A 17,718-nucleotide genomic window follows, 5' to 3' on the forward strand; every position below is an offset into this window, starting at 1 on the left:
GCAGATGAATATCCAGTCCGGCCAGCCTTATGCACGATATCCGCATGGCTTCCGGGTTAAGACAGGAATTTTACGCCAGAAAGCGCATCTGTTTTATAGAATCGTGCGGTTTATCACGTTTCACCGCACGAAAAGCCGCTGTCAGCACTGGGTGACAGGCACAGAGAAGAGACCGACCAGCGCATCGGGGGTTGAGGCCTTCATATCCAGCCGCAGCAGATCTTTTCCCTGACGGCGCGCGACACCCAGCGCAGGCAGATGCACGTAGTAAAGATCGGCGATAAAGCGCGTGAGCTGCTCCGGCGAGCCTTGCCAGGGGATGGTGGCGTAAAGGCCGCGCGCCGACGTCCAGTTGACGATATTCGGTCCCAGGATATCGGCGTGCTGGCTCTCCAGCGCCTGGAACAGGCTGATATGCTGCTGTTCCGCCGAGTTGCCGGGGCCATACTGAAAGCCGAGCCAGCCGCGATCGACCTGCTGACCAGCCAGACGAACAAAGTTGCGCGCCTGCTGCGCGACGGTCTGCGCATGGTCGCGCACGTAGTCGCCGAATTTACACTCCCACTCGATCAGCTCGCCGCGCAGCTGCAGCTCATCGCGCTCTACCAGCTGCGCCTGCATCATTTCGCCGTGAATGGAGATAGGCCCGTGGAAGCTTTTCAGCTGCAGGTCGGGCACGCGGCGGAAAGCGCCTGGCGTGAGGGAGAAATGGTTCTTGAAGACGCGGGTGAAGTTCTGCTGGTTATCAAAACCAAAACGCACCGCGATATCGATTAGCGGCATGCGGGTCAGACGCAGCGCCATAGCGGACATCGTCAGGCGACGCTTGCGCGTATAGGCCGCCAGCGTCTGGCCGGTCATCTCTTTGAACATGCGCTGCATGTGCCATTTGGAGTAGCCGGATTTCAGGGTAATCAGATCGATATTGAGATCGTCGGTCAGATTCGCCTCAATCCAGTCCACCAGATCGCTGATGTACTGTTTTTTTACGTTCAGGCTGAGCATTTCTGTGAAGATCGTAGAAAGTAGTGCGAGATTAGTCACATAATCATAACAAAAACGTCTTACGCATGTAAGAAAGGGTAAAGAAAGCGCAAGCAAAGCGGCGATAAAAGGCATTTAATGTTTAGCCTGTCAGGGGAGAGGCTAAGAAATGAAACGCCGAGAGCATCAACAGAAGAGCAAAGCGTCCCGCGAAGAGCTGTTTTAAACAATGTCGCAATCTCACCCGTGTCTGAAAAGCCAATGACGTGGGCAGAAGAGCAAAGCCCCCGCAACAAAACTGTTTAAAACAAAGTCGCAATCGTCCCGTGCCTGAAAAGCCAATGACGTGAGCAGAAGAGCAAAGCCCCCGCAACAAAACTGTTTAAAACAAAGTCGCAATCGCACCCGTGTCTGAAACGCTAATGGCATGGGCAGAAGAGCAAAGCGTCCCGCGACAGGGATGTCGCGGGCCGAGCGAGCATGGATGCCTTGAGCGACTTTGCGATCGGCCCATGCCATTGGCGTCAGCACCGGCCCTTGCCCTTGCCCATATAAAGGCATAAAAAAAGGCTGGCAACGCCAGCCTTTATATCAACCAAAACTGTTAGTGACTTCGCATACCTGCTGCGGTCATCATCATCCGGAACAGCATGGCCACGACACCGAGCGCCAGCACGCTTGCTCCATAGATCACCACCAGCCACAGAATGCGTTTCCACAACGGGGCTTTGGCTTCATTGTGGTTTTTCATGCTGTCGACTTCGGTTCGCATATCAATGGTATCCTTCGTCTGCTTTGACTTTCCCGCGGAACACGTAGTAGCTCCAGAAGGTGTAGCCAAGAATCATCGGAATAATCAACAAACTGCCTACCAGCATAAAGGCCTGGCTAATCGCCGGAGACGCTGCCTGCCAGATCGTAACGGAAGGCGGAATAATATTCGGCCATACGCTAATGCCAAGTCCGGAAAAGCCGAGGAAAATCAGCGCCAGCGTCAGCAGGAACGGCGAATAGTGCGCCTCGCGCTTAATGGCGCGAATAATGCCCCACGAGCAGAGCAGCACCAGCACCGGAACCGGCAGGAACCAGTAAAGGTTCGGACGGGTAAACCAGCGCTGCGCGATAGCGTCATGGCTGAACGGCGTCCACAGGCTGATAATGCCGACCACTACCAGCAGCGCGATCACCAGCGGCGTCGCCAGCGCAGACATCTTACGATGCAGCTCATGCTCGGTTTTCATAATCAGCCAGGTACAGCCCAGCAGCGCATAGGCGATAACCAGACCCACGCCGCAGAACAGCGGGAACGGCGCCAGCCAGTCCATTGCGGAACCGCTGAAATGACGACCTGTTACCTGAATGCCGTCAAGCATCGCGCCAACCGCCACGCCCTGGCTGAAGGTCGCCAGAATAGAGCCCGCCACGAAAGACTTGTCCCAAAACGCGCGGTGCGTTTCGGTCGCCTTAAAGCGGAACTCAAAGGCGACGCCGCGGAAGATCAGGCCAATCAGCATCGCCGTCAGCGGAATAGAGAGCGCATCGGCGATCACGGAATAAGCCAGCGGGAAAGCGCCATACAGACCCGCGCCGCCCAGCACCAGCCAGGTCTCGTTGCCATCCCATACCGGCGCGACAGTGTTAACCATCATGTCGCGCTCGACCGCATCCTTATTAAAGGGGAACAGCAGCCCGATACCGAGATCGAAACCGTCCATGACGATATACATCAGGGTGGCGAAAACAATAATCGCGAACCAGATAATGGAAAAATCGATCATCTTATTTTCCCTCCTGCGGATCGTTCAGACTTTCATGTGCCGCAGAGAGCGGACGAGCCGGAGTTTTGCCATGGCCTGGACCGCCGTGACGCACATCCTTGCCTTCGCCGGTGAGCGGGCCTTTCTTAATCAGACGGATCATATAGATGTAACCTACGCCAAACACCGCGGAGTAAACCAGGATAAAGGCCAGCAGGCTGATGCTCATATGCAGATCGCCATGACCAGACACCGCATCAATGGTGCGCTGCACGCCGTAAACGACCCAGGGCTGACGGCCAATTTCCGTCGTGAACCAGCCCGCCAGCAGTGCGATCAGACCAGAAGGCCCCATCAGCAAGGCAAACCACAGAAACGGACGCGACTGATAAAGACGCCCTTTATAACGCAGCCACAGGCTGACCACGCCAAGCGTAATCATCAGCAGCCCCATCGCCACCATCACGCGGAATGACCAGAAGATGATCAGCGAGTTAGGACGATCCTCTTTCGGGAACGTCTTCAGCGCTGGCACCTGCTTATCCAGGCTGTGCGTCAGAATCAGGCTGCCGAGGTAAGGGATCTCCACCGCATATTTGGTGCGTTCTTCATCCATATCCGGGATACCGAACAGGATCAGCGGCGTCGCTTCGCCCGGCGGGTTTTCCCAGTGTCCCTCAATCGCGGCGATCTTCGCTGGCTGATGCTCAAGGGTGTTCAGACCGTGCGCATCGCCAATCATCGCCTGAATCGGCGCGACAATCAGCGCCATCCACAGCGCCATAGAGAACATCTTGCGGATAGCCGGGTTATCGTTGCCGCGCAGCAGATGCCATGCGCCGGACGCGCCGACAAAGAAGGCGCTGGCAAGGAAGGCGGCGACCGACATATGGAACAGACGGTAGGGGAACGACGGGTTGAAGATAATTTTCAGCCAGTCCTCCGGCACCACAATCCCGTTCTGGATCAGATAGCCCTGCGGCGTATGCATCCAGCTGTTAGAGGCGAGGATCCAGAACGTAGAGATCAGGGTGCCCAGCGCCACCATACAGGTCGCGAAGAAGTGCAGTCCTGGTCCGACGCGGTTCCAGCCGAACAGCATCACGCCGAGGAAGCCTGCTTCCAGGAAGAATGCGGTCAGGACTTCATAAGTGAGCAGCGGACCGGTAATACTGCCCGCGAACTGCGAGAAGCCGCTCCAGTTGGTGCCGAACTGATAGGCCATCACCAGACCTGATACCACACCCATACCAAAGTTAACGGCAAAGACTTTGGACCAGAAGTGATAGAGATCGCGGTAGGTTTCGTTACGGCTTTTCAGCCACATGCCTTCGAGCACTGCCAGAAAGCTGGCGAGGCCGATGGTAATGGCGGGAAAAAGGATATGAAAGGAGACAGTAAACGCGAACTGTATCCTGGCCAGGTGAAAGGCGTCTAATCCGAACATTGCTTACCTCGTTGCCACATATAACACCATATATTTACTTATAGTTAACAACCAAAGCACAGCGTTAATATTTACGCTGTGCTTAAGCCTATTGCTGACGCGAATTTATAGGAACTCGCGCCTGACAAACAGAAACAGTCTGGGATGCGAAAACTATAACAGCGTTTTTTGATTTTGGTCATTGTTTTTGTCCGTAATTACCTATTTTAACGCAAGGTTTTAGGTTAATTCACAGGCTTTAATGTGACATCTTTGTTATTTATTGTTGCGTGATTATGTGAGGGGAGTGACGAAAGTCACATAGCAATTCTTTACATACGCAACGCCATGTTTTGGCGTGTTATTTTCCCTATACCCACAGCAGAAAAACGGGCAATTCTTTAGTTTAGTACAGGCCTTAATTAATGCAAATTAAGCATTTAGGCCCTTAAGAACCCCTTTTAAGGCGTTACGTTTAAAAAGCGTGATTTATGACACACAGCCATTATTCGCTATTCCGTCACGCTTAATTAATCCGTCACAAAAAGATGAGATAAAGTTGTTAATAAAAACCTAACATGGCGCAGCGGTAATAACCGATGCAGCGACGATTTTTATTCAGGCGGATATTGGCGCGCCTCGTTTTGGCCGCTTGCTTTTCGCTTTTTTGTTTAGCCTCTGCTGGTACGACGCTGAATGAGAGCCGGGGGAACAGAACCTCTGGATCCCTTCTCGCGCGGGCCTCTGTTTTGATAAGGATGTAAAGCCGCGCCGCAAAAGCGAAGCGGTAAAGCCCGCCGGGAAAGCAGGCTGCAGGGGATGAGGCCGATTCAGAATGCGCGCTGTAGCGTAACGGCGCGCCGTCAGGCTTTCTCGCGCTGCGCCAGAATACGGTTCACGTTAAGTTCCAGCCAGTCCGCGAGGCCGACCACCTGCCCTTCCAGCTCGCGACCAAGCGGCGTCAGACAATATTCCACATGCGGCGGCACGACATTGTAGGCGATGCGCTCGACGAACCCGTCCTCCTCCATATGGCGCAGCGTCTGCGCCAGCATACGTTCGCTGATGCCACCAACGGCGCGGCGTAGCTCGCTGAAGCGCAGCCTGTCGTTACGCAATGCGAGGAAAATCAGCACGCTCCAGCGGCTGGTAACCCGTTTAAGCACCTCGCGCGACGGACAGTTAACGTTTAACAGCTCACCGCGGCTAAATTTTTCACTTATTTTTTCAGACATTTAACTTGTTTCTTCCAAACTAACAAAGTTGTAAGTACTTACGAAAAGTTAGCCTTTATCCTACTCTGGCTTTCGACAACCACAAATACCAGGGAGCGAAAAATGATTGCAGTAACAGGCGCAACCGGCCAGCTAGGCCGTCTGGTCATTGAAGCATTACTGAAAAAAGTGCCGGCGGAGCAAATCATCGCCGCCGTGCGATCGCCAGAAAAAGCCGCCGATCTGGCGACAAAGGGCGTAACGGTGCGTAAAGCGGACTACAGCCAGCCCGAGACCCTGATGTCAGCCCTGTCCGGCGTGGACAAGCTGCTGCTGATCTCCGGCAGCGAGGTGGGCCAGCGCGAAGCGCAGCATCAGGCGGTCATTAACGCAGCCAAGTCGGCCAGCGTAAAATTTATCGCCTATACCAGCCTGCTGCATGCGGACAGCTCGCCGCTAGGCCTTGGCGTCGAACACCGCGCCACCGAGGCGCTGCTGCAGGCGTCTGGCATTCCTTTCGCGCTGCTGCGCAACGGCTGGTACACCGAAAACTATGCGGCCAGCATCGCCCCTGCCCTGACGCACCACGCTTTTATCGGATCGGCTGGCGAGGGACGTATCGCCTCGGCGGCGCGTCGGGATTACGCCGATGCCGCGGCAGAGGTCATTAGCCGCGACGATCAGGCAGGCAAAATTTATGAGCTGGCGGGCGACGACAGCTACACCCTGGCGGAGTTCGCCGCTGAAATTGCGCGTCAGTCCGGCGAGCAGGTGGACTATGTCAATCTTTCCCCCGCCGAGTTCGCCGCCGCGCTCAAAGGCGCCGGTTTGCCGGATGGCCTGGCGGAGATGCTGGCGGATTCCGACAAGGGCGCGTCACAGGGCGGCCTGTTTGATGACTCCCGCAGCCTGAGCAAACTGATCGGGCGCGCTACTACACCCTGGCAAGAGGTGATTAAGGCGACGCTGGCGAAATAAGCCCAAGGCGGGCGGGCGCCTTTGGCGGCCCTCCCCGCCTGTCGCGCTCCCTCGCTGTCTGCCCCGCGCAGCACAGGGAGCGTAGGCTGCGGGAAAGCTCTCAGGGTACATTGCACAGCGAATCGCTTCTGGTTGCCGCTGCACGACGCAACAGCGCCGTAGCCTTGCGGCAAGCAGGCGATCGAACTGATCAATGATTAAGAGGGTGCTATGTCTCTGTTTTCTGAATTCCGTCTGAAAGACGTTACGCTGCGCAACCGCATCGCGGTGCCGCCTATGTGTCAGTACAGCGCTGAACAGGGCCTGGTTAATGACTGGCATCACGTCCACTACGCTGCGCTGGCGCGCGGCGGCGCAAGCCTGGTGATCGTTGAAGCGACCGCCGTTTCACCGGAAGGACGCATTACTCCCGGCTGCCTTGGCTTATGGAATGACGCGCAGGCTGAAGGCCTGGCGCAGGTCGCGCAGGCGATCAAAGCGGCGGGCGCCGTGCCGGGCATCCAGATCGGCCATGCCGGTCGTAAAGCAAGCGCAAACAAACCCTGGGAAGGCGACGATCACATCGCAGCGGACGACGGACGCGGCTGGGAGACCCTCTCTCCTTCTGCTGTCGCCTTCGGCAACAATCTGCCGCAGGTGCCGCGCGCCATGACGCTCGACGATATCGCGCGCGTCCGCAACGACTTCGTGCAGGCGGCTATCCGCGCACGCGATGCCGGCTATGAGTGGCTGGAACTGCACTTCGCTCACGGCTATCTGGCGCAGAGCTTTTTCTCGGTGCACGCCAACCAGCGTACCGACCAGTATGGCGGCGACGCCGCAGGCCGTAGCCGCTTCCTGCGCGAAACCTTTGACGCGGTGCGTGAAGTCTGGCCGGAAAATCTGCCGCTGACCGCCCGTTTCGGCGTGCTGGAGTATGACGGTCGCGACGAAGAGACGCTGTCAGAGGCGATCGACCTGACGCGCTACTGGCGCACCAACGGTCTGGATCTGCTGAGCGTCAGCATTGGCTTCTCTACGCCGGACGCTAATATTCCGTGGGGCACGCCTGCTTTCCTGGCGCCGATTGCCGAACGCGTACGCCGCGAGGCGGATATTGCGGTCGCTTCCGCATGGGGCATTGATTCGCCAGCTATCGCCAACGCCACCGTTGAAAAGGGTCAGCTTGATCTGGTGATGGTAGGCCGCGCTCATCTGAAAAACCCGCACTGGCCTTACCAGGCCGCGCTGGCGCTCGACAAGCCGCAGCCGTCATGGGTGCTGCCTGCCCCCTACGCGCACTGGCTGGAGCGCTACCGCGTCAGCGAATAAGGCCTCAGGCCGCAAGCGGCTGACATACTCCGGTCGCGCATGGATGCCACGCGCATCTTTGCGCCCGGCTCCTGCCCGCCGCGCTGGCACCTGACCCGCCATTTTCAGACGCCCTTTACCGGGCGTTTTTTACAGCTGCGTAAAAATGCCACAAATAGCTCATTCCACAGCGCGGCGACAACGTCGGTTTTTGTCAATTTTTGCCGCTTTTTTTCAACTCTCCGCTAGTTATTTTCTTTCTTCAAAGATTACTCCTAAATAAATGTTTCAAGCGCACGCGTTATTTGCTTGATAACCAGAGCAATTCCGCTAAATAAGCTATTGATAGACAATTTTTATTACGTTCATAGATATTCTGCATTGTTGTTTGGGCCAGCCATAAGTCTATAATTTTTCTTTTATGAAACCCTCAGACTCCAGGAGGCCGCTATTAATACTTATCGCCAGCAACTCAACGCATTCGATGAGGTTCGCAAAGGGGCGGAAGTTGAGTATCAATACGATCCCCACGAGCTCAAGCTAGATCGTATGCAGGATTCCGAGCCGGAACCGGAGCTGATTGAAGGCTTGCCGGCGCCCGATGCGCTCACGCCTGCCGATCGCTACATGGAGCTGTTCGAGCATGTGCAGATGTCGCGCATCTTTGAAGACAGCAAAACGTTTCCAGACTGCTCGCCTAAATACGATCCGCTGGATGTACTGATGCGTTATCGCCGTCAGAAACGCAGCCGCGATTTCGATCTGGCGCGCTTTGTGGCGGACCATTTTTATTTACCGGCGATAAATGAAAGTTTTTACGTTTCAAACCCGGATAAAACGCTTAACGAACATATTGACGCCCTGTGGCCAGTATTAACTAAAATGCCGCAGCAACATCTGCCGCATTCATCGCTGCTGCCGTTGCCGAAACCTTACGTGGTGCCTGGCGGCCGCTTCGGCGAGACCTATTACTGGGACTCCTACTTCACCATGCTCGGCCTGGCGGAGAGCGGACGCGACGATCTGCTGCGTCATATGGCGGATAACTTCGCATGGCTGATCGATAACTACGGTCACATTCCCAACGGCAACCGCACCTACTACCTGAGCCGTTCACAGCCGCCGGTCTTCGCGCTGATGGTTGAGCTGTTTGAAGAAGATGGCGTGCGCGGCGCAAAACGCTATCTCGAGCAGCTGATGAAAGAGTATCAGTTCTGGATGGATGGCGCGGGCGCGCTGATGCCACGTCAGGCGTATCGCCACGTGGTGCGTATGTCCGACGGCTCGCTGCTGAACCGCTACTGGGACGACCGCGATACGCCGCGCGATGAATCCTGGATTGAAGATGTCGAGACGGCGCGTCACTCCAGCCGTCCGGCGAGCGAAGTCTATCGCGATCTGCGCGCGGGTGCCGCATCTGGCTGGGATTACTCCTCCCGCTGGCTGCGCGATCCTAAGCGTCTGGCAAGCATCCGTACGACGCAGTTCATCCCGATCGACCTGAACGCGTTTCTCTACAAGCTGGAGCTGATGATCGCCACGCTTTCTCATGCTAAAGGAGAAGAGCTGACGGCGCTGGCGTGGCAGAAGAAAGCCGAAGCGCGTAAGCGCGCTATTAACCGCTACCTGTGGGACAGCACGGCAGGCGTATATCGCGATTATGACTGGCGACGCGAGCGCTTTGGCGCATTTACCGCCGCTGCCGTCGTGCCGCTGTTTGTCGGCCTCGCAACGCCGAAACAGGCGCATCTGCAGGCTATCGCGCTGCGTCAGCTGCTGCTGACCAGCGGCGGACTGGTCGCCTCTATGGTCGAAAGCGGCGAACAGTGGGATAAACCCAACGGCTGGGCGCCGCTGCAGTGGATGGCGATTATCGGCCTCAATCAGTACGGTGAAGAGACGCTGGCGACGGAAATCGCAGTGAACTGGCTAACGACGGTCAATAATTTCTATCAGCTGCACCATAAGCTGGTGGAAAAATATGACATCAGCGGCGATCGCGCGCGTCCTGGCGGCGGCGGCGAATACCCGCTGCAGGACGGTTTCGGCTGGACCAACGGCGTGACGCGTCGCCTGATGGCGATGTATGGCCATCTGATGGCGAACTAGTCCTTTCCCGCTCTGCCGCAAAGCTTATGCAAAAAAGGCGTTTAGCGCGTCCCTGATGCGCTTTTATCATCATCTGATGATTAACCTTCCCCGGGAAACGCCCATGAAACCTTTCCGCTCGTTATCGGGCAGTGCGCTTTTGCTCACTGCCCTTTTCGCTTTCTCTGCGCACGCAGATGAAACGCTCCGTATCGGCTACCAGAAATCCTCGACGCTGCTTACGCTAATCAAACAGCGCGGCGATCTCGACAAATCCCTGGCCGCGCAAGGGGTAAAAGTGAGCTGGCATGAGTTCTCCAGCGGGCTGCCGCTGCTGGAAGCGCTCAACCTCAATAACATCGATCTTTCAGCCGACGTCGCGGATACCGTGCCGCTGTTTGCCCAGGCGGCGGGAGCGAACCTCACTTATTATGCGCGTGAAACCCCATCGCCGCAGGCGCAGGCGATTCTGGTGCCCGCCGACTCGCCAGTAAAAACACTGCAGGATCTCAAAGGGAAAAAGATCGCCGTCACCAAAGCGGCAGGCAGCCACTATCTGCTGATCGCTGCGCTCAGAAAGGCGGGTTTAACGTTCAGCGACATTTCCCCGGCCTGGCTGACGCCCGCTGACGGACGCGCGGCGCTGGAGAATGGCAGCGTAGCGGCATGGGTGACATGGGAACCCTACGTTACCAGCGCGCAGGTAGAGCAGCATGCGCGCGTGCTGACGAGCGGCGAAGGCCTGGCGAGCTATCAGCGCTATTATCTCGCCTCGACGTCTTACGCCAGCACGCATCCGCAGGTGCTGAATAGCGTTTATCAGGCGCTGACGCAGGAAGCGGCATGGCTAAAAGCGCATCCGGCCGATGCGGCCGCGCTGCTTTCGCCGTTATGGGGCAAGCTGCCGGTAGCCACCATTGAGAAAGCCAATACGCAGCGCAGCTATCAGGTCGAACCGGTGAAGAAAAGCGATCTGTCGGAACAGCAAACCATTGCGGACGCGTTTTATGACGCGAAACTCCTGCCGAAGCGCATTGATGCTAAAGCGCTCAATACCTGGCAGCCCACCACGCCTTGAAAATATCGCTGGCTCACCAGGGCCAGCGTCTTAATCCCCAGCCCCTCCAATATAGTAAGCACACACTTTCATTTTGATTACCGCTATCTCTGAATGTGTGCTGTAGCTTAATTTATTTCCTTTACGTTTTTCTTATTCGCCCCGCGCGTTCTTAAGGCCACTTTTATTTAAATGAACAGGTAATAGCCAGCCGTGACGTTCATAGCATCCTGGAGAAGGTGAGTTGTAGTGCCTCCCTCTGTGGCCAGATGCCGTGGAGACCGCCTGCTCCCTTCCCTGCTTCAAACCGCCGCCTGTTGTACGAAACCTTTCCTTTTCTCCTGGATAGAAAGTGATGGTCTCCACTTTTTCTGTCTACTTTCAGGCGCCCAGATAAAAAGCCCTCTCTTTTCTGAGGCAATATCATAAAAAATTAACACTGTTAAAGAAAAAGTGGCATGTAAAATGCATTTTCCTATTTATACCAAAGGGTTAGCTAAAAATTTATTCATAGTTGCTGTACAATTTAATTGTTATTTCTTTCTGAAAAATTGTACAACTCACCATGTTGTTGTATAAATTAAAACAGAGTTGAATTGCTTCACACGTCAGTGTCAGAAGATGTAAATCTCAAACTAAAGCTTGTGAATTTTCCATTTTTATAAACGAGCTTTAAAAAACCGGACAAGGAACAGACCGAGTCCGGTTTAATTAGGGCGATCCTGGTTCTTAAAAAAAGACAGGAACATGCTATTGTCAGGGAAGTTTCGCAAGGAGAACTAAAAGAGAAAAAATATGACTCACCCGCGGTCAAATGTTGACAGCTTATCCATCTAACTTGCTGATATTTCAGCTACGACGGCTAATCTTCCCTCCTTTTCTCCCGGCTTCGATAGCGCGTTCAGGGTTGTTTTTGAAATTGCCGCCGCTCTTCTGGCCGCCTTTTCTACCCGCCTCCGCTGCTCGCTCACGATCAACCGCAAAGTTTCCAGCTCCACCACGATATTGAGACATACTGTGTTCCTCTTAAGGATTAATAATAAAAATATCACAGCCTACGCTTCATCAAGTTTGATAGCGCAGGGTTAAATGTAGCTTTTAAAAATAATGAATCAAGTATTCCGTGCCTTTGTGTTTAGCAAAATCGCTCGCAATAGCAAACAAATCAACAAGCCAACTGTTTCTGGAGGAAATCATGCGTGCACGTTATCAGCGTGTAAAAAACCTCAACGGCAATCCCTTATTTATCCTTATAACGGCGCAAAACGAGTCTATTTAACCGTTATTCTGGACGAATGGGATCATTTAAGCGGAGCGGTAAGAAAAGAAAGAGAATTTTTATAAGCGAAGCCGCTGATCATAAAACGATCACTTTTTGTTGAAAAATAAGATAATTCCTCAATAAATAAGCGAACCGTGAATAGTTAATAAAGCGAAGCGGCTGAAAGCGTTATTTCATTCCTGATGTCGTCAGATGTGATCAATAAATAATCAGAAGGTTGATTTCAGAGAAACCTTGCTCCCTGTTTTATATTCCACGTGATAAAGCGGGTGAAGTGAAAATAAAAAACGCCCCTGAGGGCGTTTGGCAGCGAGATTTACAGAAAACGGTATTAATGCTGTTGTAAAAATGTCAGAAGATCCTGGTTGAGTTGATCCTGATGCGTGACGGCGAAACCGTGCGGGCCGTTATCGTAAACTTTCAGCTCCGACCCGGCGATCAGCTCGTGCGCCAGCTTGCCGGTCGCTTCAAACGGCACAATCTGGTCATTACTGCCGTGAATGATCAGCGTCGGCACGTCCACTTTCGCCACGTCGGCGCGGAAGTCCGTTTCTGAGAAGGCGGTAACACAGTCGATGGTGCCTTTCAGCGAAGCGAGCAGCGCAATGTTCAGCGTCTGCGTCAGTACGCCGTCGGAAACGGTCTGCCCGGCGTTAATGCCATAGAACGGCGTGGCGAACTCTTTAATGAACTGCGCGCGATCTTTACGCAGTCCGGCAATAATGCCGTCGAATACCGCTTTTTCTGGTCCTTCCGGGTGGTCGGCAGTTTGACCGAAGATCGGCGTGACCGCGCCAAGCAGCACCAGGCTTTTTACTTTTTCCGTGCCGTAGCGGCCGATGTAGCGCGTTACGTCGCCGCCGCCCATTGAAAAGCCCACCAGCGTGATATCGCTCAGCCCCAGATGCTCAATCAGGCCGTGAATATCGTCGGCAAAGGTGTCGTAGTCATACCCTTCCCACGGCTGATCGGAACGACCAAAACCACGACGGTCGAACGCGATTGCCCGGTAGCCGTTCTCGGCCAGGTGAACCAGCTGGCTCTCCCACATATCGGCATCCAGCGGCCAGCCATGGCTGAACAGCACCGGCTCTCCCTTACCGTAATCTTTGAAGTAAATGCGTACGCCATCTTTTGTCGTTAAGGTGCTCATGTCTGGTCTCCGTTATCAGTGATGTTGTGTCTTGTTAATCAAGCTAACCTGGACGCGAGATAAAACCTAAAGCAGAAATTTTGATAAGACGTTAAAGGATTTTAGCGATCGGAAGTTGTGAAAAAATCCTGGGCATCTTGCCGCAGATATTCCGCTATCAAGCCTGGCAGAGCGCCCGTAATGTTCCAGCCATCACCACTAAATAACGCTGCGCTAACCGGCGCGGTCGGAGACAGAAGATGAGCCAGAACATGACCCCCTCGCCTGCGGGCGGCGCTTTCTCCCCTTTTCGCTACGCCATGTTCGCCCTGATATGGGGCGCGTCGGTGCTGGGCAATACCGGCAGTTTTATCCGCGACGTCGCCAGCTCCTGGCTGATTACCGGCCTCTCGGACAATCCCACGGCGGTCGCGCTGATGCAGACCGCCGCCACGCTGCCGGTCTTTCTGCTGGCGCTGCCAGCGGGCGTGCTGTCGGATATCTTTGACCGCCGCCGCCTGCTGATTGCGATACAGATACTGATGGCCAGCGTCAGCGGCACGCTGCTGATCCTCTCCCACAATAACTGGCTGACGGCGGAGTGGCTGATTGGGCTGACCTTTGTCGGCGGCATCGGCGCGGCGCTGTTCGGCCCCGCCTGGCAAGCGATCGTGCCGGAGCTGGTGCCGCGTCAGGAGATGAAAAACGCCGTCGCGCTCAATTCACTCGGCATTAATATCGCACGCGCTATCGGCCCGGCGACCGGCGGCCTGCTGCTGGCAAGCCTCGGCGCCATGGCTGCTTACGGCGCGGATGTCGCCAGCTATTTCATTGTGATTGCCGCGCTGCTGGCCTGGAAGCGTCCGGCAAAAGCGCAGGATGAGCTGAACGAGCACTTCTTCGGTGCGTTCCGCGCCGGTCTGCGCTACGTCAAAGCGAGTCGCGAGCTGCACCGCGTGCTGTTTCGCGCCGCGATGTTCTTTATCTTCGCCAGCGCGCTCTGGGCACTGCTGCCGCTGATAGCGCGTCAGCTGCTGCAGGGCACGGCCGGTTTCTACGGCATGATGCTCGGCGCCGTCGGGATCGGCGCCATTGGCGGCGCGCTGTTGCTGCCGCGCCTGCGCGCCAGGATGCGCGCCGACGCGCTGCTGCTGCTTGCCGCCGCCATCAACGGCCTGGTGATGCTCGGCCTGGCGCTCACACCGCCGCAGTGGCTGGCGCTGGTGCTGATGCTGGTGCTCGGCAGCGGCTGGATCATCGCGCTGACCACGCTGAACGGCGTCGCCCAGGCGGTGCTGCCGGACTGGGTGCGCGGCCGCGGGCTGGCGGTTTATCTGATGGTGTTTAACGGTGCGCTGGCAGGCGGCAGCCTGCTGTGGGGCCTGGTGGCGCAGCAGGCAGGCGTAGTGGCGACGCTGGTTATCGCGGCGGCGGCGCTGATGCTGAGCGCGCTGCTGCTGCGCCGCAAAGCGCTGCCGCAGGGCGAGGCGGATCTGCAGCCCGCGCTGCACTGGCAGGAACCGGCGGTGGCGCAAAGCATTGATGGGCGTCGCGGTCCGGTGATGGTGCAGATCCACTACCGCGTAGCGGAGGAAGATCGCCCGGCTTTTCTGGCGGCGATCAATAAGCTGGCGCTGGCGCGCCGTCGCGATGGTGCTTACGCCTGGGGGGTAATGACGCACACCGAAGATGCGGCGTTTATTCAGGAGTGGTTTTTAGTCGAGTCGTGGCAGGAGCATCTGCGTCAGCATCAGCGCGTGTCGAAAGCGGACGCCGAGCTGCAGGCGGCAGTGCTGGCGTTCCATCAGGGCGAAGGCGCGCCCAAAGCGCACCACTTTATCTCGCTGTAACCTCAGGCGCGCGGTGCTTCGGCCGCGCGCTTTTGGCTTAAGGCGCGGCGTAGATCTCGCGCAGCCCCTCCAGCGTTTGCAGCCTGTCGCGCCACCAGCGCGCCGCATTACCGCTGGCGCTCTCATTCCAGGCCAGGTAAGCCATGTCGCGCCGCGTTTCGCTGTCGAGCTGGCGCGCCACCAGCGTGCCGTTCGCCAGATGCGGCGCGGCAAGATAGTACGGCAGATAGCCGCATCCCAGCCCGGCCAGCTGCGCCTGCAGCTTGGCATGAAAATCATGCACGCTCAGCGTTTTTTGCTCATCCAGCACGCGCAAATCCATACCGGCGCCGTGGCGTGACGAGTCGTGCACCGTAACCGCGCGATACTGACGGATCTGTTCGCGCAGCAGCGGCTCCGGCATCTGCGCCAGCGGATGGGTTGGCGCGACGGCGAACACATAATCGAGCCAGCCCAGCGCCACGCAGCCGATATCTTTACGCGTCGCCGGCTCCTGCACCGCGCCGAACACCAGATCCGCCTCGCCGTAGCTCAGCGCTTCCCAGCAGCCCGCCAGCACATCCTGGCGAAACTGCAGCTGGGTATGGGGATGCTGCTGATAAAACTCGTCAATCAGCGGAGACAGCAGCGAAAACGGCACCGAGGCGTCAACGCTAATGGTCAGGTTGCTCTCCCAGCCGCTTTCGACGTAGCGCGCCTGCTGCTCCAGTTCGTTTACGGCGCGCAGCAGCGCGCGCCCTTTTTCCAGCATCAGCCGCCCGGTTGGGGTGAAGGTAGCGCGATGACCGGAGCGATCGAGCAGCGTGATCTTCATGTCGCTTTCCATCTTCTGCACCGTATAGCTTAACGCCGACGCGGTTTTAAACAGCCGCGCCGCCGCAGCCGCGAAGGTGCCGTGACGGTCGAGCGCATCCAGAATCAGCAGCGCCTCGAGGTTTAATCGCATTCCTCATTTCTCCCCAAAAATTGTTGAACAACAACCCAAAATCATTCCGCTAACAATAAATGTTCTCATCTCGTATTTTTGTATCCAACAGCGCCACTGCTGTAAATCACTTTTAGCGCGCCGGGAGGCGATATGAATAATCCGCATCAGGCCAGCCACGTTACGCTGGTGATCACCCACAGCGTGCAGGCGGAGAAACAGCAGGCTTACGAGCAATGGCTGGAGCAGATCATGCCGCAGGCGGCGCAATTTCCCGGTCATCTTGGGGTGAATGTATTGCGCCCGGTGCATGGCGAAAGCGTCTACACCGTCCTGATTCGCTTCGACAGCCTCGATAACCTGTTTAACTGGACGCAATCCGACGCACGCAAGAAGCTGATCGCCGAACTGCCGCTGCTGCTCTCCGGCCCGGAGCATATCGACGTGCGTCCCGGCGCTGCGTTCTGGTTTACGCCCACCGCTAAGACAGCGCCGCGTCCGGCGAAATGGAAACAGTACTTGCTGACGCTGGGAGTGATTTTCCCTTCAACGCTGCTGATCCCGCCGCTCTGGAACACCCTGTTGCCCGCCAGCCACGGCACGCTGTGGGGACATTTTTTAGGTGATGCGACCGTGGTCGCGCTGGTGGTCTGGCTGTGGATGCCGCTGCTGACGCGTTTACTGAAAAACTGGCTAATCCCGCGTGGATAACGGCTCGAGAGAAGAGAGATAAACCGGGGCGGAAGCGACGCCAGGCAGATTATCCCAGCCCGATGCCGTTTTTCCCGTTGCGCTTAATGCGGTACATCGCTTCATCGGCACGGCTCAGCGCCGCGTTAAACCCTTCATGCGGCTGCGCCTGCACAATCCCGATAGAGGCGCCGATGGTCGCCGTCCCGTTCTCCAGCTCAAAAGGCGTGAGCGCTGCCTGCAGACAGGCGCGACTCACCTGCGCCACCCGAGCGTCATCCTGACCGAACGGCATCAGCAGCACAAACTCATCGCCGCCCAGTCGGCCAGCCAGCACCGGCTCCGGACAGGCGTCGCACAGACGCTGGCTGAGCTGGATCAGCAAACGGTCGCCGCTGCGATGGCCGAAGGTGTCATTGACATGTTTGAAATCGTCGAGATCGATAAAGGCGACGCAGAGCGCGTTCTCCTTGCGCATCTGGCTGTAGGCGTTACGCAAGGCATGGCGGTTGGCGAGCTGCGTCAGCGGATCGTGATTCGCCAGCATCGCCAGCTGCGATTCGTACTGTTTCTCTTTGGTCATATCGATATGGGTGCCGGTTACCTTCAGCGGCCTGCCCTGCTCGTCCCATTCGCTGATACGGCCGCGATCCAGTACCCAGGTCACGCTGCCGTTTTTGGCGATCATCCGGTGCAGCGCCTCATAGTAAGGCGCTTTGCCATCGATATGGTCGTAGAACGCTTTCAGCACCTCTGCGGCATCGTCAGGATGCAGGCTCTCTTTCCACTCGGAGAAGAGCGCTCTGCTCTCTTTCGGCTGATAGCCCAGCATCGCGCCCCAGCGCCGGTTGAAGATCACCAGCTTGCCGCTGGGGATATCAAGCTGCCACAGGCAGAGCCCGGTGCCGTCCAGCGCCGCGTCGAGCTTGCTGCGGGCGTCATGCGCTATACGCTTGAGCCGCGCATTATGCTTTTTCAAAATCTGTATCTGCTGGCGTAACGCTTCGTCAGACATGGCACGCGGACGTTAAGAAATAAGATGTAT

The 17,718-nt window shown here is 56.5% G+C and carries 16 protein-coding genes; 7 read left to right on the forward strand and 9 right to left on the reverse strand.

Features of this window, described 5'->3' with window-relative positions; translation table 11 throughout:
• Positions 1-141: 141 nt before the first annotated feature.
• The 5 genes from EKL29_RS17115 to EKL29_RS17135 form a co-directional block, all read right to left on the reverse strand.
• Entirely contained in the window at positions 142-1,005 is an 864-nt protein-coding gene (locus tag EKL29_RS17115; RefSeq protein WP_120454646.1) for a helix-turn-helix domain-containing protein, read from the reverse strand.
• Between the two features lie 583 nt (positions 1,006-1,588).
• Positions 1,589-1,756, reverse strand: a complete 168-nt coding sequence (locus tag EKL29_RS17120; RefSeq protein WP_120454651.1) for a DUF2474 domain-containing protein — start codon at positions 1,754-1,756, stop codon at positions 1,589-1,591.
• Between the two features lies 1 nt (position 1,757).
• Entirely contained in the window at positions 1,758-2,762 is a 1,005-nt protein-coding gene (gene cydB, locus EKL29_RS17125) for a cytochrome d ubiquinol oxidase subunit II (protein ID WP_120454654.1), read from the reverse strand.
• A gap of 1 nt (position 2,763) precedes the next feature.
• Complete coding sequence (locus EKL29_RS17130; RefSeq protein WP_126690292.1) at positions 2,764-4,188, reverse strand: cytochrome ubiquinol oxidase subunit I; 1,425 nt, start codon at positions 4,186-4,188, stop codon at positions 2,764-2,766.
• A gap of 842 nt (positions 4,189-5,030) precedes the next feature.
• Complete coding sequence (locus tag EKL29_RS17135) at positions 5,031-5,402, reverse strand: helix-turn-helix domain-containing protein (protein ID WP_126690293.1); 372 nt, start codon at positions 5,400-5,402, stop codon at positions 5,031-5,033.
• Between the two features lie 102 nt (positions 5,403-5,504).
• Between EKL29_RS17135 and EKL29_RS17140 the strand changes: the two genes are divergently transcribed.
• From EKL29_RS17140 to EKL29_RS17155, 4 genes are all read left to right on the forward strand, one after another.
• A complete protein-coding gene (locus EKL29_RS17140; RefSeq protein WP_126690294.1) occupies positions 5,505-6,359 on the forward strand; it encodes an SDR family oxidoreductase in 855 nt (284 codons plus the stop codon).
• 210 nt (positions 6,360-6,569) lie between these two features.
• Positions 6,570-7,670, forward strand: coding sequence for an NADH:flavin oxidoreductase/NADH oxidase (locus EKL29_RS17145; protein ID WP_120454662.1), 1,101 nt, complete (start codon positions 6,570-6,572; stop codon positions 7,668-7,670).
• A 429-nt stretch (positions 7,671-8,099) separates the two neighbouring features.
• Entirely contained in the window at positions 8,100-9,758 is a 1,659-nt protein-coding gene (locus EKL29_RS17150) for an alpha,alpha-trehalase (protein ID WP_120454666.1), read from the forward strand.
• A 103-nt stretch (positions 9,759-9,861) separates the two neighbouring features.
• Complete coding sequence (locus EKL29_RS17155; protein WP_120455118.1) at positions 9,862-10,815, forward strand: aliphatic sulfonate ABC transporter substrate-binding protein; 954 nt, start codon at positions 9,862-9,864, stop codon at positions 10,813-10,815.
• An 828-nt stretch (positions 10,816-11,643) separates the two neighbouring features.
• On the opposite strand, the gene EKL29_RS17160 is transcribed toward EKL29_RS17155, so the two are convergent.
• Positions 11,644-11,808 carry a general stress protein gene (locus tag EKL29_RS17160; protein ID WP_071997459.1) on the reverse strand — a complete coding sequence of 55 codons (165 nt, stop codon included), beginning with the start codon at positions 11,806-11,808 and terminating at the stop codon, positions 11,644-11,646.
• Between the two features lie 93 nt (positions 11,809-11,901).
• On the opposite strand from EKL29_RS17160, the gene EKL29_RS17165 reads away from it, so the two are divergent.
• Positions 11,902-12,138: a hypothetical protein gene (locus tag EKL29_RS17165; protein WP_126690295.1), complete on the forward strand. Its 237-nt coding sequence runs from the start codon at positions 11,902-11,904 to the stop codon at positions 12,136-12,138.
• A 269-nt stretch (positions 12,139-12,407) separates the two neighbouring features.
• Here EKL29_RS17165 and EKL29_RS17170 read toward each other — a convergent pair whose 3' ends face one another.
• Positions 12,408-13,229 (reverse strand): alpha/beta fold hydrolase, encoded by an 822-nt coding sequence (locus tag EKL29_RS17170; protein ID WP_120454668.1) that lies wholly within the window; start codon positions 13,227-13,229, stop codon positions 12,408-12,410.
• Positions 13,230-13,468: 239 nt separating this feature from the next.
• Between EKL29_RS17170 and EKL29_RS17175 the strand changes: the two genes are divergently transcribed.
• Positions 13,469-15,058 (forward strand): MFS transporter, encoded by a 1,590-nt coding sequence (locus EKL29_RS17175; RefSeq protein ID WP_120454670.1) that lies wholly within the window; start codon positions 13,469-13,471, stop codon positions 15,056-15,058.
• A gap of 37 nt (positions 15,059-15,095) precedes the next feature.
• On the opposite strand, the gene EKL29_RS17180 is transcribed toward EKL29_RS17175, so the two are convergent.
• On the reverse strand, positions 15,096-16,004 hold the full coding sequence (locus tag EKL29_RS17180) for a LysR substrate-binding domain-containing protein (RefSeq protein ID WP_120454673.1): 909 nt from the start codon (positions 16,002-16,004) through the stop codon (positions 15,096-15,098).
• A gap of 132 nt (positions 16,005-16,136) precedes the next feature.
• Here EKL29_RS17180 and EKL29_RS17185 point away from each other — a divergent pair, with 132 nt between their 5' ends.
• Positions 16,137-16,694, forward strand: coding sequence for an antibiotic biosynthesis monooxygenase (locus tag EKL29_RS17185; RefSeq protein ID WP_126690296.1), 558 nt, complete (start codon positions 16,137-16,139; stop codon positions 16,692-16,694).
• Positions 16,695-16,743: 49 nt separating this feature from the next.
• On the opposite strand, the gene EKL29_RS17190 is transcribed toward EKL29_RS17185, so the two are convergent.
• Complete coding sequence (locus EKL29_RS17190) at positions 16,744-17,688, reverse strand: sensor domain-containing diguanylate cyclase (protein ID WP_120454677.1); 945 nt, start codon at positions 17,686-17,688, stop codon at positions 16,744-16,746.
• Between the last annotated feature and the right edge of the window lie 30 nt (positions 17,689-17,718).

Source organism: Pantoea sp. YU22 (assembly GCF_003970755.1).
Taxonomy (GTDB): Bacteria; Pseudomonadota; Gammaproteobacteria; order Enterobacterales; family Enterobacteriaceae; genus Pantoea; species Pantoea piersonii.

Coding starts and splice junctions, on each gene's coding strand:
- EKL29_RS17115 (WP_120454646.1), bottom strand. CDS start 1,005: ATGCTCAGCCTGAACGTAAAAAAACAGTACATCAGCGATCTGGTGGAC.
- EKL29_RS17120 (WP_120454651.1), bottom strand. CDS start 1,756: ATGCGAACCGAAGTCGACAGCATGAAAAACCACAATGAAGCCAAAGCC.
- cydB (WP_120454654.1), bottom strand. CDS start 2,762: ATGATCGATTTTTCCATTATCTGGTTCGCGATTATTGTTTTCGCCACC.
- EKL29_RS17130 (WP_126690292.1), bottom strand. CDS start 4,188: ATGTTCGGATTAGACGCCTTTCACCTGGCCAGGATACAGTTCGCGTTT.
- EKL29_RS17135 (WP_126690293.1), bottom strand. CDS start 5,402: ATGTCTGAAAAAATAAGTGAAAAATTTAGCCGCGGTGAGCTGTTAAAC.
- EKL29_RS17140 (WP_126690294.1), top strand. CDS start 5,505: ATGATTGCAGTAACAGGCGCAACCGGCCAGCTAGGCCGTCTGGTCATT.
- EKL29_RS17145 (WP_120454662.1), top strand. CDS start 6,570: ATGTCTCTGTTTTCTGAATTCCGTCTGAAAGACGTTACGCTGCGCAAC.
- EKL29_RS17155 (WP_120455118.1), top strand. CDS start 9,862: ATGAAACCTTTCCGCTCGTTATCGGGCAGTGCGCTTTTGCTCACTGCC.
- EKL29_RS17160 (WP_071997459.1), bottom strand. CDS start 11,808: ATGTCTCAATATCGTGGTGGAGCTGGAAACTTTGCGGTTGATCGTGAG.
- EKL29_RS17165 (WP_126690295.1), top strand. CDS start 11,902: ATGAATCAAGTATTCCGTGCCTTTGTGTTTAGCAAAATCGCTCGCAAT.
- EKL29_RS17170 (WP_120454668.1), bottom strand. CDS start 13,229: ATGAGCACCTTAACGACAAAAGATGGCGTACGCATTTACTTCAAAGAT.
- EKL29_RS17175 (WP_120454670.1), top strand. CDS start 13,469: ATGAGCCAGAACATGACCCCCTCGCCTGCGGGCGGCGCTTTCTCCCCT.
- EKL29_RS17180 (WP_120454673.1), bottom strand. CDS start 16,004: ATGCGATTAAACCTCGAGGCGCTGCTGATTCTGGATGCGCTCGACCGT.
- EKL29_RS17185 (WP_126690296.1), top strand. CDS start 16,137: ATGAATAATCCGCATCAGGCCAGCCACGTTACGCTGGTGATCACCCAC.
- EKL29_RS17190 (WP_120454677.1), bottom strand. CDS start 17,688: ATGTCTGACGAAGCGTTACGCCAGCAGATACAGATTTTGAAAAAGCAT.